A 24721-nucleotide genomic window follows, 5' to 3' on the forward strand; every position below is an offset into this window, starting at 1 on the left:
GATGGCCGACGGGAGCGAGCCTCGCCCCGCCCCCGTCTCGCCGCTCGCCCCCTTTCAATTCCCCGCTTTCCGCGCGATCTGGATCGCCAATCTCGCGTCGAACATGGGGTCGATGATCCAGTCGGTCGGTGCGGCCTGGCTGATGACCGAGCTGACCCAGTCGCACCTGCTGATCGCGCTGGTCAACGCGGGGGCGACGATCCCGATCCTGCTGATCGGGGTGTTCGCAGGGGCGATCGCCGACAATTATGATCGACGGCGGGTGATGTTGTGGGCGCAGGCGGGGATGCTCGCCGCCTCGGCGGCGCTTGCCGCGGTCACATGGTTCGGCACAATCGGACCGCTGTCGCTGCTCTTCTTCACCCTTGCGGTCGGCTGCGGGACCGCGGTCAATTCGCCCGCCTGGCAGGCCTCGGTGCGCCAGCAGGTCGGGCACGCGCATCTGCCGCAGGCGATCGCGCTCAACAGCATCGCCTTCAACCTCGCGCGCAGCGTCGGCCCGGCGCTCGGCGGGCTGCTCATTTCGCTCACCGGGCCGGCTCCGGCTTTCGCGCTCAACACGCTGAGCTATCTGGCGCTGATCGTCGTGCTGCTGCGCTGGAAGCCCGAAACCGAGCCGCCGAAGCGCAGCCCGATGCTCGCCGCGATCGCGACGGGACTGCGCTTCTGCGCGCAGTCCGACCCGGTGCGCCGCGTGCTGATGCGCGGCTTTTCGTTCGGCTTCGGCGCGGCGGCCTTTCAGGCGCTGCTCCCCTCGCTCGTCCGCGACCAGCTCAGGGGCGGCGAACTCGACTACGGCCTCTGCCTCGGCGCCTTCGGGCTGGGATCGATCATCTGCGCCCTATGGGTCGGTGCGGCGCGGCGGCGCTGGGGCAGCGAGATCGTCGTCAGTGTCGCAACGCTGGCCTTTGCGGCGGCGCTGGTCCCGGTCGCGCTGACCGATCAGGTCGCCGCGGTGCTCGCCGCGGCCTTCATTGCCGGCATGGCGTGGGTCGGCACTTTGACCTCGCTCAACGTCGCGATGCAATTGCGCTCGCCCGACGCGATCCTCGGGCGCTGCCTGTCGATCTATCAGGCGGTGACCTTCGGCGCGCTGGCGCTCGGGGCGTGGGTCTTCGGGATGATCGCCGATTTGTGGACGCTGCCCGCCGCCGTGCTGGCCGGCGGCGGCTGGCTGGCGCTGTCGGTGCCGATCCTCCACGCCGTCGCCCCAATGCCGGGGCGCGACGAAGGGCGGATCGCGCCTTAAGCCTGCGCGTTTTTCCAATCGCGCTTGATCTTCTTGGCGAGGCTCCATTTGTGGACCTCGGTGGGGCCGTCATAAATGCGGAAGGCGCGGACTTCGCGGAACACCTGTTCGACGATCGTCTTGTCGGTGACCCCGGTGCCGCCCATGACCTGGACGCAGCGGTCGGCGATGCGCATCAGCGCCTCCGACACCGCGACCTTCGCCATCGAGCTTTCGGCGGTGCCGAGGTCGCCGGTGTCGAGCACTTCGGCGCACCAGCGGATCATCAGTTCGGCCTGCTTGAGGTCGATCAGATTCTCGGCGAGCATGAAGCCGACGCCCTCATGGTCGATCAGCGGCTTGCCGAAGGCGGTGCGGCGATTGGCGTAGTCGCTCGCGATCTCGTGCGCGCGCTGGCAGGCGCCGTGCCAGCGCATGCAATGCGACAGGCGCGCGGGGGACAGGCGGATCTGGGCATATTTGAACCCCTCGCCCGCCTCGCCGAGCATCTGGTCGGCAGGGACGCGCAGGTTGTCGATGACGACGGTCGCGTGACCGCCGGGCATCGAGCTGTCGATCGTGTTCGGCACATGCTCGATGCGGATCGCGGGGTCGGGCAGATCGACGAGGAACATGCAGGCGCCGCCGCCCGCGGCGACATCCTCGGCCTTGGCCATGACGATGCCGACCTTGGCGCCATCGGCGCCGGTGATGAAGCATTTGCGGCCGTTGATCACCCAGTGGTTGCCGTCCATGCGGCAGGTCGTCTTCATCATCGAGGGATCGGAGCCCGCGCCGCCCTCTTCGGCGGGTTCGGTCATGAAGAAGGCCGAGCGGGCCTGGCCCAGCACGAGCTGGTCGAGGAAGCGCGCCTTGAGCTCGGGGCTGCCGACCTTGCCGAGCAGATACATATTGCCCTCGTCGGGGGCGGCGGTGTTGCACGCGAGCGGGCCGAGCGGCGACAGGCCCGATTTCTGGAGCACATAAGCCGTCTCGACCTGGGTCAGATGGTCGCCGTCGGCGAGGATATGCGGGGTGAGCACACCGGCGGCGCGCGCTTTCGCCTTGAGTTCGTCGACGAGGTCGTCGGTCGGGGCGCCATGATGGTCGCGGCGCGGGTCGCTTTCATAGGGGGCGACGACGGTGCGGACGAAGGTTTCGACGCGGGCGCCGATGTCGAGCGCACGATCCGAGACGGTCGCGGCGGCGGCTTGCTGATGGCTCATTTCTGGCTCCCCAATATGATCGGGGACCCGTTGGATCATTTGCGCGGCGGGGGCAAGCGCTTCGCGAGCGAAGCGCTCAAAACAGGGAACGCCCCGGCCGTGGGGGGCCGGGGCGTTCGATCAGGCTAATTAAGGGACCAACCAAATATAGCCTGAGTCTCGGTTACTCTGTGTCTTAGCGCAGCAGGTTCATGACGCCCTGCTGGCTCTGGTTCGCCTGGGCGAGCATCGCGGTCGATGCCTGTGCCAGGATGCCGGCCGCCGCGAGCTTCGTCGATTCCGCCGAGAAGTCGGTGTCTTCGATGCGCGACTTCGAGTCCGCCAGATTCACGACGGTCGACGTCAAATTGTCGACAGTGGCTTCGAGGCGGTTCTGCTGGGCACCCAGGTTGGCGCGTTCGGTGGCGACCGTCTGGATCGCGGTGTCGAGCGTGGCGAGCGCGCCCGACGCACCGGCGGCGGTCGAGAAGTCGAGGCCGTCGACGCCGAGACCGGCCGACTGCATGTCGGCGATGGTGATGTTCACGACTTCGCCGTCGTTCAGACCGGTCTGGATGTCGAGGTCGGCGGTGCCGTCGAGCAGCGCGGTGCCGTTGAAGGTGGTGCGCGTCGCAACGTCGTCGATCTGCGCGATCAGCGCCGTGACTTCGGTCTGGATCGCTTCACGGTCGTCGTCGCCCAGCGTGCCGGTCGAAGCCTGGACGGCCAGTTCACGCATACGGACGAGCATGTTCGAAATGCCGCCCATCGCGCCTTCAGCCGTCTGCGAGGCCGAGATGCCGTCGTTCGAGTTGCGGATCGCCTGGTTCAGGCCACGGACGTTGGCGTCCATGCGGGTGGCGATGGCGAGGCCGGCGGCGTCGTCCTTGGCGCTGTTGATGCGCTTGCCGCTCGACAGGCGTTCCATCGCCTCCGACTGCATGCGACCCGCAACGCGCGAGTTGTTCTGGGCGCGAAGCGCGCTCACGTTGGTGTTGATAACAGTCATATGTTCCCTTTCCGGCCCCCCAAGGGCCATTCCCGTGGTGTAAGGCTCGGTGAGCTTCACGATTGCAGTAACGGCGGGACGCGGCGGGGCTTAAGCGGGGCGCGTCAAAAAAACGCCGGACAGGGTTAATTCGCGCGCCACCCCCGCATTAATCCTATGTTTTCCTGAGATAAAAATTTTTGGCACGCGCTTTGCATTGTTCTTGGCGTGCGGCGCGATGCCGCCTCGAGGACGGATGAGATTATGAGCACGATTGACCAGAGCCGGCTGCTGCAAATGCGCAGTTCGATCCTCAATCAGAACCAGGCGCTGCAACGCGCTGCGGGCCGCGGTGCGGCCGGCGGCGTCGACGGCGCCGAGGCCACGCCCGATTTCGGATCGGCGATCACCGCCGCGCTGCAGCAGGTCAACGGCCAGCAGGCGAAGGCGAGCGAGCTCAGCGAAGCCTATGAGCGCGGCGACACCCACGACATCGTCAGCGTGATGATCGAGCGGCAGAAAGCCTCGCTCGGCTTCGAGACGACGTTGCAGGTGCGCAACAAGCTGCTCTCCGCGTACCGCGACATCATGAACATGCCGGTCTGATCCGATGGCCGAAGCCCAGATCCTCACCCCCGTCGACGACGGCAGCGCGAACCGCCTGCCCGTCCCCGTCATGGGCGGCCGCCTGGCCCCCGTGCAGCAGTTCATTCGTCAGCCCGCGGTCCAGCGCGCGCTGCCCGCGATCGCCACCACCGCCGCGATCGGCATCGCCGCGCTCGCCTATTTCGCGACCGCCGCGGCGCCGCAGACCCAATTGTTCGCCGGCCTGGCCGACGCCGACAAGTCCGCGGTCGCCGACGCGCTCACCGCGCAGGGCATCGGCCACACGATCGACCCGGCCACCGGCGCGCTCACCGTCGATGCCGACAAACTCCACGCCGCGCGTATCGCGCTCGCCGGCCAGGGCCTGCCCAAAGCCTCGGCCGACGGCAGCGAGATGATCGGCGCGCTGCCGATGGGCGCGAGCCGCGCGATCGAAGGCGAAACGCTGCGCGGTGCCCGCGAAGCCGACCTCGCCCGCACGATCGAGGCGATCGACGCAGTCAAGGGCGCACGCGTCCATATCGCCGCCGCCGAACCCAGCCTGTTCGTCCGCGAGGACAAGCCCGCGACCGCGTCGGTGATGCTGACGCTGCAGAACGGCCGCACGCTCAGCGACGGCCAGGTGCAGGCGATCCGTTTCCTCGTCGCCTCGTCGGTCCCCGGCATGAACGCCGAACAGGTGTCGGTGATCGACCAGCGCGGCGCGCTGCTGTCGGACTCGGCGACGTCGAGCGACATGCAGGCGTTCCAGCTCCAGACCCAGATGGAAGACCGTTTCCGCCGCGCCCTCGACAGCCTGCTCGGACCGATGCTCGGCGCCGGCAATTACAGCGTCGAAGTCCATGCGGACGTCGACATGTCGGAGAGCCAGGCGACACGCGAAAGCTTTCCCGAAAACGACCGCGCGCTGCGCAGTGAGCAGGTCATCCGTTCGGTCAGCGGCCAGGGCAATGCCCCCGCCGTCGGCATCCCCGGCGCGTTGTCGAATCAGCCGCCGCCGGCCTCGACGCTCAACCAGACGCCGACGGGCACCGCCCCAGCGACGACCGAAACCCAGAGCAACGAAAACGCCCAGCGGGCCTATGAAGTCGGCCGCGAGATTTCGGTGACGCATCGCCCGCAGGGCCAGCTTCGCCGCGTGTCGGTCGCGGTCGCGCTCAACCAGGGTAGCAAGGCGCTGAGCCAGGGCGACCTCGCCAAGATCGACAACCTGGTCAAGGGTGCGATCGGATTCGATGCGACGCGCGGCGATCAGGTCGCGATCGGCCAGCGTCCGTTCGCCAAGATCGAAGACGCCAGCCCGGCCTTTTACGAGCAGGGCTGGTTCATGCCGCTGGTCAAGCAGGTCGGCGCGGTACTCGCCGCGATCCTCGCCTTCTTCTTCATCGGCCGCCCGCTGATCCGCTCGGCGAAGGCCAGGGCGGCGGCGCGCGCCGAACGCGATGCCGCGCTGGAGGAATCGCTGATGGCGAGCGCCGCCAATCAGTCCGCGCTGGGCGCCCCGCGCGCCGGCCGCGAAATCACCCTCGAAATGATCGAGGCGGCGCCGAGCTATGAAGCGCGCGCCAATCTCGTCCGCGAATTCGTCCGCCAGGATTCGGCCCGTGCCGCGATCGTCGTGCGCCAGCTGATGCAGGAGGGCGCCCGTGCCTGAACTCGACACCGCGATCGGAACCGCACCCGCCAAGCCCGCCGTCGAGGGTTCGGCCGCCGCCGCGATCCTGCTGATGCTGCTCGACGAGAGCGACGCCGCGACGATCCTGAAGCACCTCGATCCCGATGAAGTGCGCCAGCTTGCCAAGGGCATGTTCGACGCCGCCAACGCCAATGAAGGACAGATCGAGCATGCGCTCGACCGCTTCGTGATGCGCAGCCGCGACGTCAGCGCGTTCAGCGTCGGCGCAGACACGCGCATCCGTACCGTCATCAACCAGGCCGTCGGGAACGTCCGCGCCGACAATATCCTCGCCGCCGTCGCGCCGCAGTCGAGCGCCGCGTCGCTCGAAATGCTGCGCTGGATGGACATGGACGCGATCAGCGGGCTGCTCGCCAGCGAACATCCGCAGGTCGGCGCGCTGATCCTGTCGGTGCTTGTCCCCGACATCGCCGCGCGTGCGATCGAAACGCTCGACGAAGGGCTGCAGGCCGACCTGGTGCTGCGCGCCGCGCAGCTGACCTCGGTCCCCGCCGCGGCGATCGAGGATCTGGAATCGGTGCTCGCCTCCGCCAATGTCGGCGGCCAGCGCGTCGCCAAGCAGCCGATCGGTGGCCCGAGCGACGTCGCCCGGATCATGAAGAAAATGTCGAAATCGGCCAGCGAGCGGACGATCCGCAATCTGAAAAAGGCCGACCGCCAGCTCGCCCAGACGATCGAGGAAGAAATGTTCATCTTCGAAAACCTGCGCGACCTCGATCTCAAGAGCCTTGGCACGATCCTGCGCGGCGTCGACGCGGCGCAGCTGTCGATCGCGCTTAAGGGCGCCGACGACGATATGGTCGACCTGTGCCTGTCGACGATGTCGCAGCGCGCGTCGGAAACGATCCGCGACGAAATGGCCGAGATGACGATGGTCAAGCGCAGCGACGTCGACGACGCGCAAAAGAGCATCATGCAGATCGTGCGCCAGATGGCGGCATCGGGCGAAATCATGATCGCGGGTGCGGGCGACGATTATGTCTGACCAGAGCTTCGCCCCCACCCCGCTCGCGCAGATCATGGCGCGCGACACCGGCTTTCGTCCGCTGTCGTTCGACCCGGCCGCGCGTGCCCGCGAAGCCGTGGCTGCCGCAGAACCGGTCGAGATCGAGCCGGGCGAAGATCCCTTCGCCACGGGTCTCGCCGAAGGCCAGCGCCTTGCCGAGGCGGGCTTCGCGGTCGAACGCGAACAATTGCTCGCGCTGGTCGCGGGCGCCCAGGCGCTGCAGGACGAACCCAGCGAGGAACTGGCGCAGATGATCGCCGAGACCGTCGAGCGGCTGGTCCGCCAGATCGTCGCCGACGCGCCGATCGATGCCGAGTGGCTGAAGGAACAAGCCGAAACCGCCGCCGCGCTGGTCGCCGAATGCGACAAGGCGCGCACCCTTTGGGTCCACCCCCAGGACGCGGCGCTGCTGATGGACTGCGCGCTCACGCTGCCGATCTCCGCCGACGCGGCGATGGTCCGCGGCACCGTCCGCATCGAAACTTCGGGCGGCTGGATCGAGCATGGCCGCGCCGTCTATCTGAATGAACTCCGCGCCGCGCTCGGCGGCGAAAGCGGTGCCGCATGACCCGCCGCATGGCCATGACCGCGCAGCAATTGCTCGCCCCCGTCGACCTCGGCAAGGCGAGCCCGCGCCGCATCGGCACGCTTGTCGCGCACGAAGGCATCATGCTCGAGGTGTCCGGTTTCCCGCAGCCTTTGGGCAGCAACGTACGCATCAAGTCGGCGGACAACGACTATGTCTATGGCGAAGTGGTCGGCTTTCGCGGCCACCGCAGCCTCGTCCTCCCCTTCGACATGAACAAGCCGCTGGTCACCGGCGCGCCGGTCGAACCGCATGGCGCCTCGTCGATGGTCCCCGTCGGCAAGGCTTTGCTCGGCCGCATCATGGACGCGCAGGGCAATCCGCTCGACGGCCGCCCGCCGGTCAAGTCGCAATTCCTGTGGCCGCTCGCCGGGCGCAAGGTCAATCCGCTGCGCCGCGGCCGCGTGACCAAGGCCCTCAACATGGGCGTGCGTGCGATCAACGGGCTGCTCACCGTCGGCGAAGGCCAGCGCGTCGCGATCATCGCGGGTTCGGGCGTCGGCAAATCGGTGCTGATGGGCCAGATGATCGCCGGCACCGAATGCGACGTCATCGTCGTCGGCCTGATCGGCGAGCGCAGCCGCGAAGTCAGCGACTTCGTCGAAACCAAGCTGCCACCCGAGGTCCGCAAGAAGTCGGTCGTCGTCGCGGTTCCCGCCGACCATCCGCCGCTGCTCCGCCTGCGCGCCGCGATGCGCGCGACCGCGATCGCCGAGGCGTTTCGCGACGAGGGCAAGAAGGTGCTGCTGCTGATCGACAGCCTGACCCGCGTCGCGCATGCGCAGCGCGAGATCGGGCTGACGCTCGGCGAACCGCCGACGATGAAGGGCTATCCGCCCTCGGTCTTCGCGCTGATCCCCTCGCTGTGCGAACGCGCCGGCATCGACAAGGAAACCGGAGGGTCGGTCACCGCGCTCTACACCGTGCTCGCCGACGGCGGCGACATCGACGACCCTGTCGTCGACAGCGCCCGCGCCATCGTCGACGGCCATATCATTCTGTCGCGCACCATGGCCGAACAGGGCGTCTATCCCGCGATCGACGTCGCCCGTTCGCTGTCGCGGACGATGGTCGACTCGGTCGATGCCGAGCACAGCGCCGCCGCTGCACGCTTCCGCCAGCTGTGGTCGGCGTATGAAGAGAACCGCGACCTGATGCTGATGGGCGCCTATGTCGCCGGCGGCGATCCGGTGCTCGATGAAGCCATCGCCCGCCGCGCCGACCAGCTCGCCTATGTGTCGCAGCCGGCCAAGGCCCAGGTCGATTTTCAAACCTCCCGCCAGTCACTCGTTGAAGGATATATTGCATGACCTCTCGCACCGCGCGCCGCAAACGGATCATCCGCGTTCGTGGCGTCGAGCATCAGATGGCCGAAGCCAATCTGGCGCGGGCCACCAACGAACTGGCAAACCTGGTCGAGCTGTCGAAGCGGCTCGAAACGCTGCGCAGCGACCTCGCCATGGCGAAGGGCGCAGTGGCCGGGCGCGCGCTCAACACGATCGGCGAACTCGGCATGCGGCTCGACATGGCGAAGGAAAATCTTGCCGCCCCGATGGTGAGCGCCAGCGCCCGCCGCGACCAGATGGGGGCGCTCGCGCAGCGCGCCATGGTCAAGGAAGAATCGGCGGTTCGCCTGTACGAACGCGGCCGCAAGTCGGCCGAGCAGGAAATGGAACGCCGCAGCGACGCCAACCGCCCGCACCGCGCACGCGGCGGCATGCGGCTGCGCCTGATCGACGGCGGCGTCGCATGATGGCCACCTTGCCGCAGACCTCGACCCCGGCACTGCCCTCGCTGCTCGCGGCGCTCGCCCCGGCGCAGGCCGCCGGCGCGGGCGAAGGCGGCGCATTCGAGCAGCTCGTCGCGCAGCAGGCGCCGAGCGCGGCTGTCGTGACCGCCCCGGTCCTGTCGGCCGTCCCCGCCGCCGTGGCTCCGGCCCCGCTCGCGGTGGTCGATGCACCGAGCGCCCAGCCCGCGCCCGTCGTCGCCGCTCCCGGCAAGCCCGCGCGCCCGATCGCCGCCGAACCCGAGCTCGCCGGTGCCGACAAAACCAGCGACGAGGTCCCGGCGCCGACCGCCGATGCCCGCCCCGCCACCGACAAGGCGGTGGTCGCGGCGAACGAATTGCTCGCGACGCTCGCCCACTTCACCGCCGCCGCTCCCAAGCCGGCGATTGCCAAGCCGGTCGCCGGAGCCAAGGGCGAAAGCGAAACCGGCGAAGAGGGTGAAGCCGTCACCGACGCCGCGCCGGTCGCCACGATGCTCCCGGCGCAACCGGCGGTCGAGACCCGCGCCGCCGCCAAGCCCGCAATCGAAACGGCCCCGGTCGCGCCGCGCCGCGACGAGACTCCCACGCTGCCGATGGCCGCGCCCAAGGCGCGCGACGCCGCGCCCGTCCCGGTCGCCGTTGCCGCCGCCGAACCGCAGGCCGTGAGGCCCGCCGCCGAACCGTCGATGACCGTGCTCTTCGCCCAGCCCGCGACGCAGGCCGGTGCGGTCGCCGAAGCCGCCAAGCCCGTTGTCATCGCCGAGCGGGTGCTCGACCTGACCAGCGACGATGCCTGGATCGAACAGCTCGCGTCGGACATCGCCGCGACCAAATCGGCGGCGAACGACGTCAGTTTCCGCCTGATGCCGCGCCACCTCGGCCGGCTCGACGTGTCGATGATGATGGGCGACGACGGCGTGTCGCTGAAGCTCGACACCCAGCATGAAGCGACCGCGACGATCGTCACCGCGGCGCAGGTCCGCCTCGTCGACGACCTCCGCCAGCAGGGCGTGCGCGTCGCCGAGACGCAGGTGACCCACACGCCGACCGACGCCGGACGCCAGTCGCAACAGGGCCAGGGTCGCAACCCGGCGCAGGACGCGGCGCATCTGATCGAAACCGCCACCGCGCACGACGCGCGCCCCGAAACCCGTGACCAAGAGCGCAGCGGCGACCGCCGCAGCCGCTTCGCCTGACGAGGAACAGAGTGATGAGCAAGGACAAGACCGACGCCCCCGCACCCAAGAAGGGCAAGATGAAGAAGCTGCTGATGATCACCGTCGGCGCCGCGGTGTTGATCGGCGCCGGGGCGGGCGTGGGCATGTATTTCGGTGTCGGCATGGCCGCGCATGCCGCGAAGCCCGAGGATCATTATCCCAAGCTGGTCGTGCGCGATCCCTCGGCCGAACCCGCCGCCAAGGGCGAAGGCGACGAGGCGCCGGCGCCGAAGGTCGGTACCGTTTCGGTCCCGAACGACAAGTTCAAGGTCGACCCGCGCAAATATGAGATCACCTATGTGCCGATCGCCCAGAGCTTCACGACGAACCTCGCCGACGGGTCGGGCTTCCTGCAGATCGGGATCAGCCTGTCGACCTTTTACGACGGCAAGGTCGTCGCCAACGTCGCGCGCCAGGACGTGCCGATCCGATCGGCGGTGCTGATGGTGCTCGCCGAACAGGATCCGGCGCTGCTGTCCACTTCGCACGGCAAGCAGCAGCTGCAGCGCCAGCTGACCGGCGCGATCAACCAGGTGCTGCGCGACAAGGAAGGGTTCGGCGGCATCGACAATGTCTATTTCACGAGCCTGGTGATCCAGTGACCACGAAGAGCAATCCCTTCAAGGCGCCGAAAGCGCCGGCCGCGAAGCCCGCACCCGAAGCCCCGGCGGACGACGCCAGGGCGTCGCTGCTGCTGCGCAAGGCCGAGGGCGGCTATGCCTTTCCGCTGCTCGACAGCGTCGCGAACCAGTTCGCGCGCAGCCTGCGCGACCTCGTCCGCGCGCTCGGCGCCCCGACGGTGCAGGTCGAGCGCGAGGCCGCCGAGGTCGTGCGCTTCGCCGACTGGACCAAGGCGTCGGCGCCGGCGATCTTCTGGCGCTATCACGCGCCGCCACTGAAGGGTCCGATCCTGCTCGCCGGCGGACGTCCGCTGATCCTCCAGCTCGTCGACATCTTCTATGGCGGCAAGGGACAGCTCGGCGCCGAACGCGAAGAACTGACCGACGCCGAAGAGCGCTTCGCGGCGCGGCTCGGCCGCGACATGGGGCTGCAACTGACCGCCGCCTGGGGCGACAAGCTGGCGATCGCGCCCGAACTCGACTGCGTCACCGGCGATCCCGCCAAGCTCGCCGCGGTGCGCGCCGACGACGAACTGCTCGTCCAGCGCTTCACGCTGCGCGGCGGAAAGCTCGACGGCCGCACCATCACCTGCGCCTATCCGGTCGCGGCGCTGCGCGGCATCGCGGGCGCCGAACCCGCCCCCGAAGCGCGCGAAACCAGCCCCGCCGACGCGGCCTGGGCGGCGACGCTGGGCAGCGCGCTCAAGACCGTGCGCCTTCCGGTGCGCTCGGTTCTGGCCCGTCCGGAAATTTCTTTGGTCAAACTGCTTGGTTTGGAGGTCGGTGATATCATTCCGTTAACCATTCCGCGCAATGTTCCGGTAACCGTCGCCGGCCGCAGTTTCGCGGTCGGTAGCATCGGCGAAGCCAATGGGAATGCAGCCATAATGATCGAGCATATCGAAAAAGGATCGGATCATGAGTGACATGAGCGAAGGCGCCGGTCGCCGCGATCGCCGCGACGCCAAGGATATGGCGATGGCGCCCAATTTCGACCTGCTCGCGGGGGTCTCGCTGCGCGTGTCGGTCGAGGTCGGATCGACGAGCATGACGCTCGCCGACCTGCTCGCGATGTCCGAAGGCAGCGTCGTCGAACTCGACCGCGCCGCGAACGAACTGCTCGACATCTATGCCAACGGCACGCTGATCGCGCGCGGCGAGATCGTCAACGTCGACGGCCGTTACGGTATCCAGGTCGCCGAAGTGGTCGCCCCCGACCGCGGCCTCGCCGGTTTCGACCGGAGGGCCTGATGTTCGAATATATCCTGCGCCTGCTGATCCTGCTGCCGCTCGTCGGCGGCATGGCGTGGGGCAGCCTGTGGCTGTGGAAAAAGGTCCAGATGGGCACGCTCCAGCTGCCCGGACAGGGCGCGAAACGGACGCGCGCGATCGAGATGATCGATGTGCTGCCGCTCGGCCCCGGCACCAAGCTGACCGTCGTCGAATTCGCCGGCCAGCGCATCCTGCTGTCGGTATCGCGCGGGGCGGTCACCCGCCTCGCCGACAACAGCCAGGGCGATTTCCATGTCGACTAGGACGAACTGGCTGCGTGCGGCTGCGATCGCCGGCGGCGTCGCGCTGCTCGTCGCGGCGCCCGCAGCCTATGCGCAGGAAGCCAATGGCCTCAGCCGCGCGGTGAACGAACTCGGCGGCGATGGCCGTCCTTTGAGCCTGTCGCTCCAGATCCTCGTCCTGATGAGCCTGCTGACGGTGCTGCCGTCGCTGCTGCTGATGATGACCAGCTTCACCCGCATCATCATCGTGCTGTCGATCCTGCGCCACGCGCTCGGGCTGCAACAGACGCCGCCGAACCAGGTGCTCGTGGGCCTCAGCCTGTTCCTGTCGCTGTTCGTGATGGCGCCGGTGATCACCGAGGTGAACCGCGTCGCGATCGAGCCCTATGGCCAGGAACAGATCGACATTGGGGTCGCGGTGTCGCGGTCGGGCGACGCGCTGCACGGCTTCATGCTGACGCAGACGCGCAAGTCCGACCTGATGATGTTCGCCAAGATCGCCAAAGCACCGAGCTATGCGAGCCCGAAGGACGTGCCCTTCTCGATCCTGCTGCCCGCTTTCGTCACCAGCGAACTCAAGACCGCGTTCCAGATCGGCTTCCTGATCTTCCTGCCCTTCCTGATCATCGACCTGATTGTCGCCTCGGCCTTGATGTCGCTGGGTATGATGATGCTGTCGCCTACGATCATATCGATGCCTTTCAAGCTGTTGCTCTTCGTCCTTGTCGACGGATGGGCGCTGACGATGGGCTCGCTCGCCGCCTCATTCGGGACCTAGCGACAGATGGAAGCAGATTATTTCATCGGGGTGGCGCAGCAGTCTCTGTGGATCCTCGCGCTCGCCACCGCGCCATTGCTCATCCCGATCCTGGTGATCGGCGTGCTGCTTGGCATGGTGCAAGCGGCAACGTCGATCAACGAACAGACGTTGACCTTCGTCCCCAAGCTGATCGTCGCCGCAGTCTGCCTTGCGATCTTCGGCGGCAGCATCCTGGTGCTGCTCACCGATTTCACCCGCGAGATTTTCGCGCAGATCCCGACGCTCGTCCGATAAGCAGGCGATGAACCCCGCCGACATCCCGAATGTGGAGGCGATGCTGCAGCTGTGGATGCTCGGCATGATCCGCCCCGGCGCCTGCTTCCTGGCGGCGCCGGTGTTCGGCGCGACCAACGTGCCCATCCAGCTCCGTCTCGTCATCGCGCTCGCGGTCGGCGTGCCCGCGGTCGCCGCATCGGGGATGACGCTGCCGCCCGAAGGGATCGTGTCGGTCCCGGGGTTCCTGCTGGTCATCGGCGAGGTCGTGATCGGGCTTGCGATGGGATTCGTGCTCCAGATGGGGCTCGCCGCGGCGTTGATCGCGGGTGAGGCGATCAGCAACGCGATGGGTCTCGGCTTCGCGTCGATGATCGATCCGCTGAGCGGATCCTCGAGCTCGGCGATCGGGCAGTTTCTGTCGATGCTCGCGACCGCGATCTTCCTCGCCGCCGACGGCCATCTGGTGCTGATCTCGATCATCGTCGACAGCTATAATGCCCTGCCGCCGGGCAACGCCTTTCCCTCCTATGAGACGATCGGGGGCATCCTGCGCTTCGGCAGCCTGATGTTCGCCGCGGGGCTGACGATCGCCCTGCCCGTCGGTTTCGTGCTGATCCTGGTCCAGATCATCATGGGCGTGATCGGGCGGTCGGCGCCAGCGCTCAACCTGTTCGCGGTCGGCATCCCGGCGACGCTGCTCGCCGGCGTCGTGCTGCTCGGCGTCGCGACCCCGGTGATGGCCGAGGGCCTCGCGCATATCCTGTCCGACGCGCTCGACGCCGCGCGCATGGTCGCGGGGACCTGAGCGATGGCCGGACAGACCGAAAAGGACCAGAAAACCGAACAGCCGACGCCGAAGAAGCTCGCCGATTCGGCGCGCGACGGCGACGTGCTGCAGTCGCGCGAACTGGCGACGGCGCTAATGATGCTCGTCGCGGCGGGCTGGCTGATCGCGGCGGGCGGCTGGTTCGTGCGCTCGGCGGGCGACCTGCTGTCGCGCGGGCTGACCATCGACCACCGCGACATCGCCGATTTCGCGCCGGGCGAAGCACTGCTGCGCAACGGGGTCGAGCTGCTGTTGCCGCTCGCCAGCCTGTTCGCCGCGGCGCTGCTCGCCGCGATCGCCGGGCCTGGCCTGCTCGGCTCGCTCGGCTGGCGCGGCAAATCGCTCGAATTCAAGGGCAACCGCATGAACCCGATGAGCGGGCTCAAGCGCATGTTCGGCGCGCAGGGCGCGACCGAACTCGGCAAGGCGCTCGCCAAGGTCGCCCTGCTCGGCAGCATCGGTTACTGGCTGGTCGCCAAGAACCTGCCCGCGATCCTGCACATGGCGTCGAGCGACCTGCACAGCGCGGTCGGGCTTGCGGGGCAAGCGATCGGCCATGCGGTGCTGGTGATGGCCGGCGGACTGGTCGTCATCGCGCTGATCGACGTTCCCACCCAATGGTATCAGCGCAACCGCCGCCTGATGATGAGCAAGCAGGAAATCAAGGACGAGATGCGCCAGTCCGACGGCGCTCCCGAACTCAAGCAGGCGCAGCGCCAGCGCGCGCACGAGATGCTGAGCGGGTCGGCGCGCAAGGCGGTGTCCGAGGCGACGGTGATCCTGACCAACCCGACCCATTTCTCGGTCGCGCTGCGGTACCGCCCCGGCATCGATGCGGCGCCGGTCGTCGTCGCGCGCGGGCGCGGCGACGTCGCGCTGGCGATCCGCGAACTCGCACGCGGCACCGACGTGCCGATCCTCGAATATCCACAGCTGGCGCGCGCGATTTACTTCACCGCGCGCGCCGGGCGCGTGATCCCGGAGGAATTGTTCGTCGCGGTCGCAACGATCCTGGCCTTCGTCTTCCGCCTTGAGCGCGCAGTCGCCGAGGGGATGGCGCAGCCGGCGGTCGACGTGCCCGAAACGCATCGCTTCGACGCCGAGGGACGAAAACAGGCATAGGGCCGGTTTCGACCGGTTTGGGACGTTCCAATCCGGCTGAGATGGGGGCTTGAAAAGACTCCAAAATGCTATATATTCTTTTGTAGCTTCTTATGGAGAGAATCATGTATCACTATCAACCTCTACGCGACTTTCTCGCTGCCAAAGGCGATCGATCGGTAACCCTGTCCTTCGGAGAGATCGAGGACCTCATCGGGCGGCGGCTGCCCCCATCGGCGTCGGGCGCGGTCAGCCGACAATGGTGGTCCAACGCGTCCTCGCATTCACAGGCCCGCGCGTGGCTGTCCTTGGGGCGCAAGGCCAAGTTGAACCCGACTGTCGGGATGGTCACCTTTTCCCGGCCCGCGCCGCTCACTACGTTGCCCGACACCATAGTAGTCGACATAACCGAACTGCATCCGATCACACTTCGCTTGCTCGAGACGATCGTATCAGAGACCAAGCTTAACGTAGAGGCCGCCACTGCGGCGCTGTTGAACAGTGCCGCCAATGACAGGCAACCGAAGTCTGAATGACGGTTGGGCTATCGACCGCGCCATATCAGTTCTCCGCCCCAATACCGTCTTCAGAGCGGGATAGTCGCACCGACGCCGCTTAAACTCCCGCCAGCGCGACCGTTATTGGGTCTGAAGGATATCGCGCATGGTCAGTTCAATCGCCAACAGCCTCGGTTTCGGATCGGGGATCGACACCAAGCAATTGGTCACCGACCTAGCCGCGGCGTCGCGCGCCCCCAAGGTCGAGCGCGTCACCCTGCTGGCCAAGCAGAATAATGCCAAGATCAGCGCGCTGGCGCAGGCGCGATCGAACCTCGAAGGCTTTGCCGACTCGCTGGGCCAGATGGTGTCCGACGGCACGCTGCGCAGCACCCCCACCGTCTCCGACGACAGCGTCCTCAGCGCCACGTCGCGCGCCGGTCTGTCGGCCGACAGCTTCGCCGCGACGGTCGAGGTGACCCAGCTCGCGCGCGCACAGACCGTCTATTCGGGCATCGTCGCCGACAAGAGCGCCCCGATCGGCGCCGGCACGATGACGCTGACCGTCGGCGGGGTCGCCAAGACGATCACCATCGGCACCGCGAACAACAGCCTCGACGGCCTGGTCAATGCGATCAACGCCAGCGGCGCCGGGGTCACCGCCTCGCTCGTCGCCGACGAGGGCGGGCATCGCATGATTTTGAAGGGGCCGAGCGGCGAGGCGAACGGCTTCACGCTGGAAACCGCCACCCCCGAACTCGCCGGTTTCGCTTATGGCTCGGGCGGCGGCATGACGCTCGGCCAATCGGCGACCAATGCCCAATTCACTATCGACGGCGTCGCCTTCAGCCGCGCGAGCAACATCGTCGACGATGTCGTGCCCGGCATGTCGCTGACGCTCAAGAAAGCGGCGCCGGGGCAACCGGTCGACATCGGCGCGAGCCGGCCGCTCGACATGATCAAGCAGACGGTCAGCGATTTCGTCGACGTCTATAACCAGCTCAAGAAAAGCCTCGCCTCGGCATCGAGCATGTCCGGCGCGACGACGGGCCTGCGCGAGCTCGAACGCGAATTGCAGGCGCTGGTCGGCAAGGTGCTGACCAGCAACAGCGGCATCAACAAGCTGAGCGACATCGGCATCGGATCGACCCGCGACGGCCTGCTCTCACTCGACACCGCGAAGCTCGACAAGGCGCTCGCGACGAATGCCGGCGCCGTGGAGGCGCTGTTCAATCCCCGCCGCGACGCGACGCATAACGAGACCAGCGATCCGGGCATCGCTTTCGCGCTCGACGCGATCCGCGACAAGGCGATCGCGACCGACGGGGTGATGGATCGCGTCTCCAAATCGCTCGCCGCAAAAAGCGAGGCGCTCGCCGAGACGCTCGAAAAAATCGAACAGCGCGAGGAATCCTACGCTGCACGGCTCGAAAAGCAGTTCGGCGGCCTTGATGCCAAGCTCGCGGCTTTCAAGGCGACCCAATCCTATCTCGAACAGCAGATCGAGATGTGGAACAACCAGAACAAGAATTAAGGGCGATCGCCATGGCAGCCACCGCCTCCACGGTCCGCGCGACCGGCCAATACCGCCGCATGCAGAGCGAAAGCCGCGCGGCCGGCGCCGACCCGGTCGAACTGGTCACCATGCTCTATGACGAGTTGGAGATCGCGATCGGCGTGCTCGCCGCGATGGTGCGGCAGGGCCAGCCGATTTCGGCCACCGAACCCGCACACCGCGCGCGCGCGATCCTGATCGGGCTCGACGCCGGGCTCGACCACAAAGCCGGCGGCGACGTCGCGGGCGCGCTGTCGCGGGTTTACAGCAGCATGCGCCGCAAGCTCGACAAGGCGGTGGCCGCGAACAGCGACGCGGACCTGGATGAGCTGCTGGAAGGCGTGAAGACCGTGAGCGGGGCGTGGCGGCAGCTCAGGTAAGAGCCGTCATTGCGAGGAGCATCGCGACGAAGCAATCTCCAGTCATCGGCCTGGCGCCGCGCCGATGGCTGGAGATTGCTTCGCTTCGCTCGCAATGACGGTTTTCAGCTTGCCCCAAAAAAACTTCGGCACCGGCCCCTTCCCTCTTTCATCGCCAAGGTGGGGACTGGCGACAGAAGGAACGAACCGGTGCCGATTCAGCGGCACTGAGACTGGTGGGGTAGCCTCAGGCTGCCTGTTGCTGAACTCCATATTTGCGCATCTTTTCGATGAGCGTGGTGCGCTTGAGCGTCAGGAGACGCGCGGCTTCCGAAATGATGCCGTCGGCAAGGTCGAGCGCGACGTGGATCTGTTCGAGCTCGATCGTCTCGATCTCGCGCTTGAGGTCGATCGGGCGGCCCGGCGCCGGCGTCTTGCCGAAGGGCGCGGCGGGCGTGCTATCTTCCGCGCTGGCCTGCGCCGCGACAAAGCTGGTGGGGATAGCCTGTCGCGGCGCAAGCGCTGCGGTGGGGTTCAAAAGAATGGCGACATCGTCGGCGCCCAAGGTCTCGCCGCCGTGCAATACGCTGGCGCGCTCAACGAAGTTGCGCAATTCGCGGACGTTGCCGGGCCAGGGATGCTGCATCAGCGTGAGCATGGCGTCATCGTCGAAACGGCATTTGGCTTCGCCGGGCATCTTACGCTGGAAATGGCGGATGAGCGCGGGAATATCCTCGACGCGGCTGGCAAGGCTGGGGACCTGAAGCACAACCACGCCGAGCCGGAAGAACAGGTCTTCGCGGAATTTGCCATCGGCGATCGCAGCGCCGAGATCCTGGTGGGTGGCCGAAATGACGCGGACGTCGACGGCCTTCACATCGCTGCTGCCGACGCGGACGATCATCCGTTCTTCCAGCACGCGGAGCAGTTTGACCTGCATGTCGAAACGCATGTCGCCGATTTCGTCGAGGAAGAGCGTACCGCCCTCGCTCGCTTCGAAATGGCCGATGCGGCGGGCATGGGCGCCGGTGAAGCTGCCCTTTTCATGCCCGAACAATTCGGATTCGATAAGGTCGCCGGGGATCGCGCCGCAGTTGATCGCTGAAAAGGCCTTGCCCGAACGGACGCCTTCGTCGTGGATCGCGCGGGCCACCAGTTCCTTGCCCGAGCCCGAAGGGCCGCAGAGCATGACCGAGGCGTTCGAACGCGCCACGCGGCGGATCATGTCGCGCAGTTGCGCGGCCGCCGGGCTCGTCCCGATAATCAGCATTTCAAGGGCAGCCTGGTCGCTGCCGTTCCCCACCTTGGTCATTTCGATCTCCACCGCGCCCCCCGAATTCGGCGCTTCTCGATGACCCAAGAGATTGCGGAATCTGGTAAACAAAAGACTAACCAAACCGACCTACCCCCTTCAAATCAAAGAGTTATTGCCAATCTGGCAGCAATGGTGGCGGATGTCCGTTGTTAAGGATTACAATGCTGCCAGATTGGCACCAATTGTTCCGATCAGCTGCCGCCATTGTCCCAGCCGAGGGTGATCGAGATGCGACGGTTGCGCGGATCATATCGATTCGAGGGGACATAGGGTTCGGTATCGGCCACCCCCTCGATGCGCGCGAAGCGGCTGGAACCGATGCCGCGGAAGGCGAGATATTGCCGCGTGACCTCTGCCCGCTCGACCGACAGGCGCCAGTTGTTGGTGCCCGCCTTCGCCGAATAAGGGCTGGCGTCGGTATGGCCGCGGATCATCACCTGGTTCGGAACCTCGGCGACGATCGTCGCGATCTGCGCGAACAATTTGTTCGCCTCCGGCGTCAGCTGGTTGGTGCCGACGACGAACATCGAGAAATCGGCATCGTCGACGATGTCGATGCGCAGCCCTTCGCGCGTTTCGGTGAAGCGGATGTTGGGCGCGAGGCGGCGGATCTCGGCTTTCGCCTGGACCTCGCGCAGCAGCGACTTGGCGAGCTTCTGGAAATTGGCGCGCTGAATCTCGCGGCCCGATGCCTCGCGCGGGCCGCCGGTGGCGTCGCGCGGGATCGTCATCGCGCGCGTACCCGTCTGCCCCGCGGCGTTCGGATATTTGTCGACGGAGACGAGCGAGTCGCCGCCGAACAGCCCGGTCGAGCCCGCGGTGTCCTGTTTGGTCTGGACGATCGTCGGGGCGAAATAATCGGCGAGCGCCTTGCGCTGCTTCTCTGTCGTCGCGCCGAGCAGCCACATCAGCAGGAAGAAGGCCATCATCGCGGTCACGAAGTCGGCATAGGCGACCTTCCACGCGCCGCCATGATGACCGGCATGCGGCGCTTCGATGATCTTCTTGACGATGATCGGGCGCAGCGGGGTATTCGGACGCGCGGCCATTACCGGCCCCGCATACCGTCGAACACCTCGGCGAAGGTCGGCTGGTTGTCATGGTCGACGCCCGAGCGGGCGGCCTCGATCACCAGCGGCTGCGGATGGCCGTGGAGCGAGGCGATGATCAGCTGCTTCACCGTGTGATAGATGGCGGCGTCGCTTTCGATCACCGCACGCGCGCGCGTCGCGAACGGACCGACGAGGCCATAAGCGAGCAACACCCCGAGGAAGGTTCCGACGAGCGCCGAGCCGATCATGCCGCCGAGGACTTCGGGCGGCTTGTCGATCGAGCCCATCGTCTTCACCACCCCGAGCACCGCGGCGACGATGCCGAGCGCCGGCAACGCATCGGCCAGGCTCTGCAGCCCGTCGGCGGGCTTGATCGCATGATGGTGGTGGTTCTTGATCGCGCTGTCCATCACCTCTTCGACCGCGTGCGGGTCGAGCGTGCCCGACGACACGACGACGAGGCGCAGCGTGTCGCAGATCAGGTGGACGAGCGTGTCGTCCTTCAGGAGTTTCGGATATTGCTGGAAGATCGGCGAGCTCGCCGGATCCTCGATATGCGGTTCGACCGCGACCGGCCCCTCGGTGCGCATCATCTTCATCAGTGTCGAGACGAGCAGGATGCAGTCGAGATAGTCGGACTTCTTGTAGGTCGGCCCCTTGAACACCTTGCCGAAGCCGCCGCCGAGCGCCTTCAGCTCCTTGCCCGAATTGCCGATGATCAGCGATCCGACCGCGGCGCCGCCGATGATCAGCATTTCGTGCGGCAGCGCGTGCATGACGGGGCCGAGATTGCCCCCGGTCAGCGCAAAGCCTCCGAACACCAGCACGAGAAGAACAACGATGCCGATTACGGGAAACATGCGCGGTGGGCTCCTGTCGGGGCGGTACCCCGAAAATCAGGGCGTCTTGATGATTAACGGCAGCGGCAGCGAAAGATTTAGGGCGAAGCGCCCTCGCCTCAGCTCAAAATATCGAACAAGGTCTGCCGGTTGATCCGCGCGAAGGCCGCCTGCGCCGCGTCGAGCGTCAATTTCTGGGCATTGAGCTCGGCGATCGCCACCGACAGATCGGTGTCCTCGACCGCCGACCGTTCGTCGGACAGGGTGATGCCGCGCAAATCGAGGCTGTCGCCGATCCGTTCGAGCCGACCGGCCGAAAGGCCCATCGCCGCGCGCTGGTCGGCGATGTGCGAGATCGCACCCGACAGGGTTTCGAGCGCGCCACCCATCGCGGCGCTGTCGCCCGCGGTGATCGCGGCCGCAGCATCGCGCAGGCCCGTCGACACGCTGTTGCCGTCGACGACAAAGGCGGTGCTGGCCGACGGCACCGGTGCAAAACTGACGTCGGCATCGAAACGCACCTGCTTCGCATTGGTCGCGAAGATCGGCTCGCCGTTGGAATCGCGCGTCGCGGCGAAGCCGTCGATCTCGTCGGCGATCGCCGACAGTTCAGCCGCGATACTGGCGCGGTCGGCGGGATTGGTCGTCGCGCTCGCCGCCGTCATCGTCAGCTCGCGGGCGCGGGTCAGCAGGTTGCTCACCGAACCCAGCGCGCTGTCGGCCTGCGACACCTGCGCGGTCGCGGTCTTGACGTTCGCCGCCCAGGTCTTCGCGCTCGCCTGCGCCTTGCCGATCGTCGCGATCCGCTGCGAGGCGGCGGGATCGTCGGAGGCGCGGAGCAATTTCTTGCCGCCCGAAATCTGGGTCTGGATGCGTTCGAGCTGGTCGGAGAGTTTCGACTGGCGCGCGATTTCGCGCGTCATGCGGTTGCCCACGGCGTTGATCATCGCGCGGTCCCTTCTCTATCGTCAGATCGCGCTGAGCAGCGCTTGCATCGTCTCGCGCGCGACCTGGATCGTGCGCGCGGCGGCGGAATAGGCTTGCTGAAAGCGCAGCAGGTCGGCGGCTTCCTGGTCGAGGTCGACCCCGCTGACGCTGTCGCGCGCGGCGGCGGCGCCGTCGGCGCGGGTTGCGGCGGCGGCAAATTGCGCCCGGCTCGACGAGGTGGCCTGCGCCTGCGACGCGAGCCGCGACGCCCAGGCCGCTTCGGGATCATTGGCTCCGCGCATGCCGCCGATCGCGAGCATATTGCCGTTGGTGCCGCTGCCGTTGGCGGCGGCGACCTGACTGGCCGACAACGGCGTCGCGGTCAGCGTCGCGGCGGTGGTGCCGGCGAACAGCGGCTGGCCGGCATTGCCATTGGCATCGGTGCCGGCCTGATGCGCGGAATTGAGCTGGCCGGCGAACTGCGCCGCAGCGGCGTCGAGCCCGGCACGCTGGTCGGCGACATGGTCGGCGGCCTGACCGAGTCCGGCGAGGTTGCCCGAACCGGGGTCGATCGCAGCACCGCCGGCCGTGAAGCCCAGACGGCCGTCGGCGGCAGTGGCGATCGCAACATGGGTCACCGTCGCATTGCCGACGAGCGTGTCGCCCGTTCCGGCGGCGCGCAGCGCGACCGTGCCCTTGTCGTCGAAGCTGGCCGTCACCGACATCTGCGACGAAATCTGGTCGATCAACCGGTCGCGCTCGTCGAGCAGGCTCGCCTCGTTGGTCGACCCCGCCCGAGCCTTGCGCAGGCCGGCGTTGACGCTTTCGAGGGCATCGAGATTGTTGTTGAGATCGGTGACCGACGACTGCGCCGCGTCCGAAATGCCTTCCGACATCGCGCCAAGCTGGGTGGCGCTGGAGCGGAACCCCGACGCGACATCGTCGACCGATTGCAGGAACTGCGCCCGCAGGGACACATTGTTCGGATCGGCGGTCAGCTGGTCGGCGGTGGTGAACAGCTTGGTGAGGTTGGTCGAGATGCCGTTGGCGTCGTCGCTCAGCGCGCTTTCGACCTTGGTCATCCAGTCGGCGCGCGTCGCCGCGCGCTCGGCTTCGCCCGAGGAGATGCGCGCGTCGTTGATCAGCCATTTGTCGACCGAACGACCGATGCCCTGGATCGTCACGCCGCCGGGGCTGACGTTCCGCCCGACCAGCGCCGATTCGGTGCCGCTCGCCATTTCCTTGAGCGCCAGCGTACGCCGGGCATAGCCGGGGGTCTGGGCGTTGGCGATATTGTCGCCGACGGTCGACATGGCGCGCGAATAGGCTTTCAGCCCGCTCGCGCCGATGCTGAGCAGGTCGCTCATTGTGTGCCTCCGCCCAGACTGCTCGGGCCGCTGCCCGTGATGCCCCTGAACTGGCGTTCGACCATGTCGGCGATGCCGAACTGGCGCATCGCGGCGATGCTGTCGGCGGTCTTAGCGTCGGCCATCTCGCGGAAATTATCAGTCGCGCTCGACCCGAAGACGTCTTCGCCGAGCTTCGCCTGGCGCATCGACGCCATCAGCTGGCGCAGGATAACCGCCTCGAAAGCCTCGGCCGCCTTGCGCAGCCCGCCGTCGCCGCCGCCGGCAGCCGCCGGGGTCGCGCCGATCGAAGAAATGGGCGTCGTCATATGATCACCAGTTCCGCAGTGAGCGCGCCAGCCTGGCTCAGCGCCTCGAGGATGGCGACGAGGTCGCCGGGAGGGACGCCCATGCGGTTGATCGCATCGACGAGTTCGGACAGCGACGCGGTCGGCTTGACCAGCATCATCGGCCGATATTCTTCGGTCACCTGGACATCGCTCGACTCCTCGACCGCGGTCTGGCCGCGGCTGAAGGGCGCGGGCTGCACCACCGTCGGCGATTCCTTGATCGAAACGGTGAGCTTGCCCTGCGACACCGCGGCGGTGCCGACGCGCACCGCGCCGTTGATCACCACCGTGCCGGTGCGGGCGTTGACGATGACCTTGGCGGGCGGTTCGGCACGCCGGACGCCGAGATTTTCTATCTGCGACATCAGGCGCATCCGCTGGTCGCCGCCACCCGCGGCGCGGATCGCGATGCTGGCGCCGTCGATCATCGACGCGCTGCCGGGGATCGCGGCGTTGATCGCGTCGGCCACCGCCTTGGCGTTAGTCGCATCGAACTGGTGGAGGTTGAAGGTCAGCATCTCGCTGCTGGCGAAGCCGGTGTCGACCGATCGTTCGACCGTCGCGCCACCCGCGATGCGGCCGCTCGACGGGACGTTGACCGTCAGCTTCGACCCGTCGGCGGCATCGACGCCGAGTCCGCCGATGACCAGATTGCCCTGCACCATCGCGTAAATCTGTCCGTCGGCGCCATAGAGCGGCGCGAGCACGAGGGTGCCGCCGCGCAGGCTCTTGGCCTTGCCGATCGCCGAGACGGTGACGTCGAGACGCTGGCCGGGCTTGGCGAAGGGCGGCAGTTCGGCGGTGATCATCACCGCCGCGGCATTTTTCAGCGCCGGATTGACGCCGGGAGGAAGGGTCAGGCCGAAGCGCGACATCGCGCCCTTCATGCCCAGCGTCGAATAATCGAGACTGTCGTCGCCCGTGCCCGCGAGCCCGACGACGAGGCCATAGCCGGTCAGCTGGTTCGCGCGCAGGCCCTGGAACTGGCCCATGTCCTTGATCCGCTCGGCCTGCGCCGGAGCGGCGAAGCTGAAGCTCGCGGCGAGCAAGGCAAGGAAAGCGAAAATGGCATGGCGTATGAGCA

At 67.2% G+C, this 24721-nt stretch carries 28 protein-coding genes; 19 read left to right on the forward strand and 9 right to left on the reverse strand.

Annotation, left to right across the window (positions count from 1 at the left end; genetic code table 11):
• The first annotated feature begins 1 nt into the window (after position 1).
• On the forward strand, positions 2 to 1249 hold the full coding sequence (locus AC3WS4_RS01265) for an MFS transporter (protein ID WP_492740161.1): 1248 nt from the start codon (positions 2 to 4) through the stop codon (positions 1247 to 1249).
• Here AC3WS4_RS01265 and AC3WS4_RS01270 read toward each other — a convergent pair.
• Both AC3WS4_RS01270 and AC3WS4_RS01275 read right to left on the reverse strand, forming a co-directional pair.
• A complete protein-coding gene (locus tag AC3WS4_RS01270) occupies positions 1246 to 2454 on the reverse strand; it encodes an acyl-CoA dehydrogenase family protein (RefSeq protein WP_492740159.1) in 1209 nt (402 codons plus the stop codon). The genes AC3WS4_RS01265 and AC3WS4_RS01270 overlap by 4 nt on opposite strands.
• Positions 2455 to 2629: 175 nt before the next feature.
• Positions 2630 to 3442 (reverse strand): flagellin N-terminal helical domain-containing protein, encoded by an 813-nt coding sequence (locus AC3WS4_RS01275; RefSeq protein WP_056349501.1) that lies wholly within the window; start codon positions 3440 to 3442, stop codon positions 2630 to 2632.
• Positions 3443 to 3685: 243 nt separating this feature from the next.
• Here AC3WS4_RS01275 and fliE point away from each other — a divergent pair, with 243 nt between their 5' ends.
• The 18 genes from fliE to AC3WS4_RS01365 all read left to right on the forward strand — a co-directional run bounded on the left by fliE (position 3686) and on the right by AC3WS4_RS01365 (position 17829).
• On the forward strand, positions 3686 to 4027 hold the full coding sequence (fliE, locus tag AC3WS4_RS01280) for a flagellar hook-basal body complex protein FliE (RefSeq protein WP_492740158.1): 342 nt from the start codon (positions 3686 to 3688) through the stop codon (positions 4025 to 4027).
• A 4-nt stretch (positions 4028 to 4031) separates the two neighbouring features.
• A complete protein-coding gene (gene fliF, locus AC3WS4_RS01285) occupies positions 4032 to 5681 on the forward strand; it encodes a flagellar basal-body MS-ring/collar protein FliF (RefSeq protein WP_492740157.1) in 1650 nt (549 codons plus the stop codon).
• Positions 5674 to 6708 carry a flagellar motor switch protein FliG gene (locus tag AC3WS4_RS01290; protein ID WP_056349492.1) on the forward strand — a complete coding sequence of 345 codons (1035 nt, stop codon included), beginning with the start codon at positions 5674 to 5676 and terminating at the stop codon, positions 6706 to 6708. Before fliF ends, AC3WS4_RS01290 begins: the two co-directional genes overlap by 8 nt.
• Positions 6701 to 7297: a FliH/SctL family protein gene (locus tag AC3WS4_RS01295; protein ID WP_492740155.1), complete on the forward strand. Its 597-nt coding sequence runs from the start codon at positions 6701 to 6703 to the stop codon at positions 7295 to 7297. The genes AC3WS4_RS01290 and AC3WS4_RS01295 overlap by 8 nt, the downstream gene beginning before the upstream one ends.
• On the forward strand, positions 7294 to 8625 hold the full coding sequence (locus AC3WS4_RS01300; RefSeq protein WP_056349485.1) for a FliI/YscN family ATPase: 1332 nt from the start codon (positions 7294 to 7296) through the stop codon (positions 8623 to 8625). The genes AC3WS4_RS01295 and AC3WS4_RS01300 overlap by 4 nt, the downstream gene beginning before the upstream one ends.
• Positions 8622 to 9068, forward strand: coding sequence for a hypothetical protein (locus tag AC3WS4_RS01305; protein WP_056349480.1), 447 nt, complete (start codon positions 8622 to 8624; stop codon positions 9066 to 9068). Before AC3WS4_RS01300 ends, AC3WS4_RS01305 begins: the two co-directional genes overlap by 4 nt.
• Positions 9068 to 10279 (forward strand): flagellar hook-length control protein FliK, encoded by a 1212-nt coding sequence (locus tag AC3WS4_RS01310; RefSeq protein WP_492742584.1) that lies wholly within the window; start codon positions 9068 to 9070, stop codon positions 10277 to 10279. Before AC3WS4_RS01305 ends, AC3WS4_RS01310 begins: the two co-directional genes overlap by 1 nt.
• 14 nt (positions 10280 to 10293) lie before the next feature.
• Positions 10294 to 10902, forward strand: a complete 609-nt coding sequence (locus tag AC3WS4_RS01315; RefSeq protein ID WP_056349472.1) for a flagellar basal body-associated FliL family protein — start codon at positions 10294 to 10296, stop codon at positions 10900 to 10902.
• Complete coding sequence (locus AC3WS4_RS01320; RefSeq protein WP_492740153.1) at positions 10899 to 11846, forward strand: FliM/FliN family flagellar motor switch protein; 948 nt, start codon at positions 10899 to 10901, stop codon at positions 11844 to 11846. Before AC3WS4_RS01315 ends, AC3WS4_RS01320 begins: the two co-directional genes overlap by 4 nt.
• Positions 11839 to 12171, forward strand: a complete 333-nt coding sequence (gene fliN / locus AC3WS4_RS01325; RefSeq protein WP_187139388.1) for a flagellar motor switch protein FliN — start codon at positions 11839 to 11841, stop codon at positions 12169 to 12171. Before AC3WS4_RS01320 ends, fliN begins: the two co-directional genes overlap by 8 nt.
• Positions 12171 to 12455, forward strand: a complete 285-nt coding sequence (locus AC3WS4_RS01330; RefSeq protein ID WP_056349463.1) for a flagellar biosynthetic protein FliO — start codon at positions 12171 to 12173, stop codon at positions 12453 to 12455. Before fliN ends, AC3WS4_RS01330 begins: the two co-directional genes overlap by 1 nt.
• On the forward strand, positions 12445 to 13212 hold the full coding sequence (gene fliP / locus AC3WS4_RS01335) for a flagellar type III secretion system pore protein FliP (protein WP_187139387.1): 768 nt from the start codon (positions 12445 to 12447) through the stop codon (positions 13210 to 13212). Before AC3WS4_RS01330 ends, fliP begins: the two co-directional genes overlap by 11 nt.
• A gap of 6 nt (positions 13213 to 13218) precedes the next feature.
• Positions 13219 to 13488, forward strand: coding sequence for a flagellar biosynthetic protein FliQ (locus AC3WS4_RS01340; RefSeq protein ID WP_056349455.1), 270 nt, complete (start codon positions 13219 to 13221; stop codon positions 13486 to 13488).
• A 7-nt stretch (positions 13489 to 13495) separates the two neighbouring features.
• Entirely contained in the window at positions 13496 to 14275 is a 780-nt protein-coding gene (fliR, locus tag AC3WS4_RS01345) for a flagellar biosynthetic protein FliR (protein ID WP_056349453.1), read from the forward strand.
• 3 nt (positions 14276 to 14278) lie between these two features.
• Complete coding sequence (gene flhB / locus AC3WS4_RS01350; RefSeq protein ID WP_492740151.1) at positions 14279 to 15418, forward strand: flagellar type III secretion system protein FlhB; 1140 nt, start codon at positions 14279 to 14281, stop codon at positions 15416 to 15418.
• A 104-nt stretch (positions 15419 to 15522) separates the two neighbouring features.
• Entirely contained in the window at positions 15523 to 15933 is a 411-nt protein-coding gene (locus AC3WS4_RS01355) for a DUF7662 domain-containing protein (protein ID WP_492740150.1), read from the forward strand.
• A 127-nt stretch (positions 15934 to 16060) separates the two neighbouring features.
• Positions 16061 to 17428: a flagellar filament capping protein FliD gene (gene fliD / locus AC3WS4_RS01360; protein WP_492740149.1), complete on the forward strand. Its 1368-nt coding sequence runs from the start codon at positions 16061 to 16063 to the stop codon at positions 17426 to 17428.
• An 11-nt stretch (positions 17429 to 17439) separates the two neighbouring features.
• The gene (locus AC3WS4_RS01365) at positions 17440 to 17829 is read left to right on the forward strand and encodes a flagellar export chaperone FliS (protein WP_056349439.1); all 390 of its coding nucleotides are present in this window, start codon (positions 17440 to 17442) and stop codon (positions 17827 to 17829) included.
• Between the two features lie 226 nt (positions 17830 to 18055).
• Here the strand turns inward: AC3WS4_RS01365 and AC3WS4_RS01370 are convergent, their stop codons facing one another.
• From AC3WS4_RS01370 to AC3WS4_RS01400, 7 genes are all read right to left on the reverse strand, one after another.
• Positions 18056 to 19120 carry a sigma-54 interaction domain-containing protein gene (locus AC3WS4_RS01370; protein WP_492740148.1) on the reverse strand — a complete coding sequence of 355 codons (1065 nt, stop codon included), beginning with the start codon at positions 19118 to 19120 and terminating at the stop codon, positions 18056 to 18058.
• Positions 19121 to 19314: 194 nt separating this feature from the next.
• Positions 19315 to 20172 carry a flagellar motor protein MotB gene (locus AC3WS4_RS01375; protein WP_056349436.1) on the reverse strand — a complete coding sequence of 286 codons (858 nt, stop codon included), beginning with the start codon at positions 20170 to 20172 and terminating at the stop codon, positions 19315 to 19317.
• Positions 20172 to 21035 carry a flagellar motor stator protein MotA gene (gene motA / locus AC3WS4_RS01380; RefSeq protein ID WP_056349433.1) on the reverse strand — a complete coding sequence of 288 codons (864 nt, stop codon included), beginning with the start codon at positions 21033 to 21035 and terminating at the stop codon, positions 20172 to 20174. The genes AC3WS4_RS01375 and motA overlap by 1 nt, the downstream gene beginning before the upstream one ends.
• Before the next feature lie 98 nt (positions 21036 to 21133).
• Positions 21134 to 21961, reverse strand: a complete 828-nt coding sequence (locus AC3WS4_RS01385) for a flagellin (protein WP_492740147.1) — start codon at positions 21959 to 21961, stop codon at positions 21134 to 21136.
• A gap of 21 nt (positions 21962 to 21982) precedes the next feature.
• On the reverse strand, positions 21983 to 23308 hold the full coding sequence (flgK, locus tag AC3WS4_RS01390) for a flagellar hook-associated protein FlgK (protein WP_492740146.1): 1326 nt from the start codon (positions 23306 to 23308) through the stop codon (positions 21983 to 21985).
• The gene (locus AC3WS4_RS01395) at positions 23305 to 23616 is read right to left on the reverse strand and encodes a rod-binding protein (protein ID WP_492740145.1); all 312 of its coding nucleotides are present in this window, start codon (positions 23614 to 23616) and stop codon (positions 23305 to 23307) included. The genes flgK and AC3WS4_RS01395 overlap by 4 nt, the downstream gene beginning before the upstream one ends.
• Positions 23613 to 24716 carry a flagellar basal body P-ring protein FlgI gene (locus AC3WS4_RS01400; RefSeq protein WP_410468130.1) on the reverse strand — a complete coding sequence of 368 codons (1104 nt, stop codon included), beginning with the start codon at positions 24714 to 24716 and terminating at the stop codon, positions 23613 to 23615. Before AC3WS4_RS01400 ends, AC3WS4_RS01395 begins: the two co-directional genes overlap by 4 nt.
• Positions 24717 to 24721: the final 5 nt, after the last annotated feature.

The organism is Sphingopyxis sp. EU05-FHT14B03, assembly GCF_058790875.1.

Coding starts and splice junctions, on each gene's coding strand:
- AC3WS4_RS01330 (WP_056349463.1), top strand. CDS start 12,171: ATGTTCGAATATATCCTGCGCCTGCTGATCCTGCTGCCGCTCGTCGGC.
- fliP (WP_187139387.1), top strand. CDS start 12,445: ATGTCGACTAGGACGAACTGGCTGCGTGCGGCTGCGATCGCCGGCGGC.
- AC3WS4_RS01375 (WP_056349436.1), bottom strand. CDS start 20,172: ATGGCCGCGCGTCCGAATACCCCGCTGCGCCCGATCATCGTCAAGAAG.
- fliD (WP_492740149.1), top strand. CDS start 16,061: ATGGTCAGTTCAATCGCCAACAGCCTCGGTTTCGGATCGGGGATCGAC.
- motA (WP_056349433.1), bottom strand. CDS start 21,035: ATGTTTCCCGTAATCGGCATCGTTGTTCTTCTCGTGCTGGTGTTCGGA.
- AC3WS4_RS01340 (WP_056349455.1), top strand. CDS start 13,219: ATGGAAGCAGATTATTTCATCGGGGTGGCGCAGCAGTCTCTGTGGATC.
- AC3WS4_RS01310 (WP_492742584.1), top strand. CDS start 9,068: ATGGCCACCTTGCCGCAGACCTCGACCCCGGCACTGCCCTCGCTGCTC.
- AC3WS4_RS01395 (WP_492740145.1), bottom strand. CDS start 23,616: ATGACGACGCCCATTTCTTCGATCGGCGCGACCCCGGCGGCTGCCGGC.
- fliE (WP_492740158.1), top strand. CDS start 3,686: ATGAGCACGATTGACCAGAGCCGGCTGCTGCAAATGCGCAGTTCGATC.
- AC3WS4_RS01300 (WP_056349485.1), top strand. CDS start 7,294: ATGACCCGCCGCATGGCCATGACCGCGCAGCAATTGCTCGCCCCCGTC.
- AC3WS4_RS01385 (WP_492740147.1), bottom strand. CDS start 21,961: ATGATCAACGCCGTGGGCAACCGCATGACGCGCGAAATCGCGCGCCAG.
- AC3WS4_RS01265 (WP_492740161.1), top strand. CDS start 2: ATGGCCGACGGGAGCGAGCCTCGCCCCGCCCCCGTCTCGCCGCTCGCC.
- AC3WS4_RS01355 (WP_492740150.1), top strand. CDS start 15,523: ATGTATCACTATCAACCTCTACGCGACTTTCTCGCTGCCAAAGGCGAT.
- AC3WS4_RS01275 (WP_056349501.1), bottom strand. CDS start 3,442: ATGACTGTTATCAACACCAACGTGAGCGCGCTTCGCGCCCAGAACAAC.
- AC3WS4_RS01305 (WP_056349480.1), top strand. CDS start 8,622: ATGACCTCTCGCACCGCGCGCCGCAAACGGATCATCCGCGTTCGTGGC.
- AC3WS4_RS01370 (WP_492740148.1), bottom strand. CDS start 19,120: ATGACCAAGGTGGGGAACGGCAGCGACCAGGCTGCCCTTGAAATGCTG.
- AC3WS4_RS01315 (WP_056349472.1), top strand. CDS start 10,294: ATGAGCAAGGACAAGACCGACGCCCCCGCACCCAAGAAGGGCAAGATG.
- fliF (WP_492740157.1), top strand. CDS start 4,032: ATGGCCGAAGCCCAGATCCTCACCCCCGTCGACGACGGCAGCGCGAAC.
- flgK (WP_492740146.1), bottom strand. CDS start 23,308: ATGAGCGACCTGCTCAGCATCGGCGCGAGCGGGCTGAAAGCCTATTCG.
- fliN (WP_187139388.1), top strand. CDS start 11,839: ATGAGTGACATGAGCGAAGGCGCCGGTCGCCGCGATCGCCGCGACGCC.
- AC3WS4_RS01295 (WP_492740155.1), top strand. CDS start 6,701: ATGTCTGACCAGAGCTTCGCCCCCACCCCGCTCGCGCAGATCATGGCG.
- flhB (WP_492740151.1), top strand. CDS start 14,279: ATGGCCGGACAGACCGAAAAGGACCAGAAAACCGAACAGCCGACGCCG.
- fliR (WP_056349453.1), top strand. CDS start 13,496: ATGAACCCCGCCGACATCCCGAATGTGGAGGCGATGCTGCAGCTGTGG.
- AC3WS4_RS01365 (WP_056349439.1), top strand. CDS start 17,440: ATGGCAGCCACCGCCTCCACGGTCCGCGCGACCGGCCAATACCGCCGC.
- AC3WS4_RS01270 (WP_492740159.1), bottom strand. CDS start 2,454: ATGAGCCATCAGCAAGCCGCCGCCGCGACCGTCTCGGATCGTGCGCTC.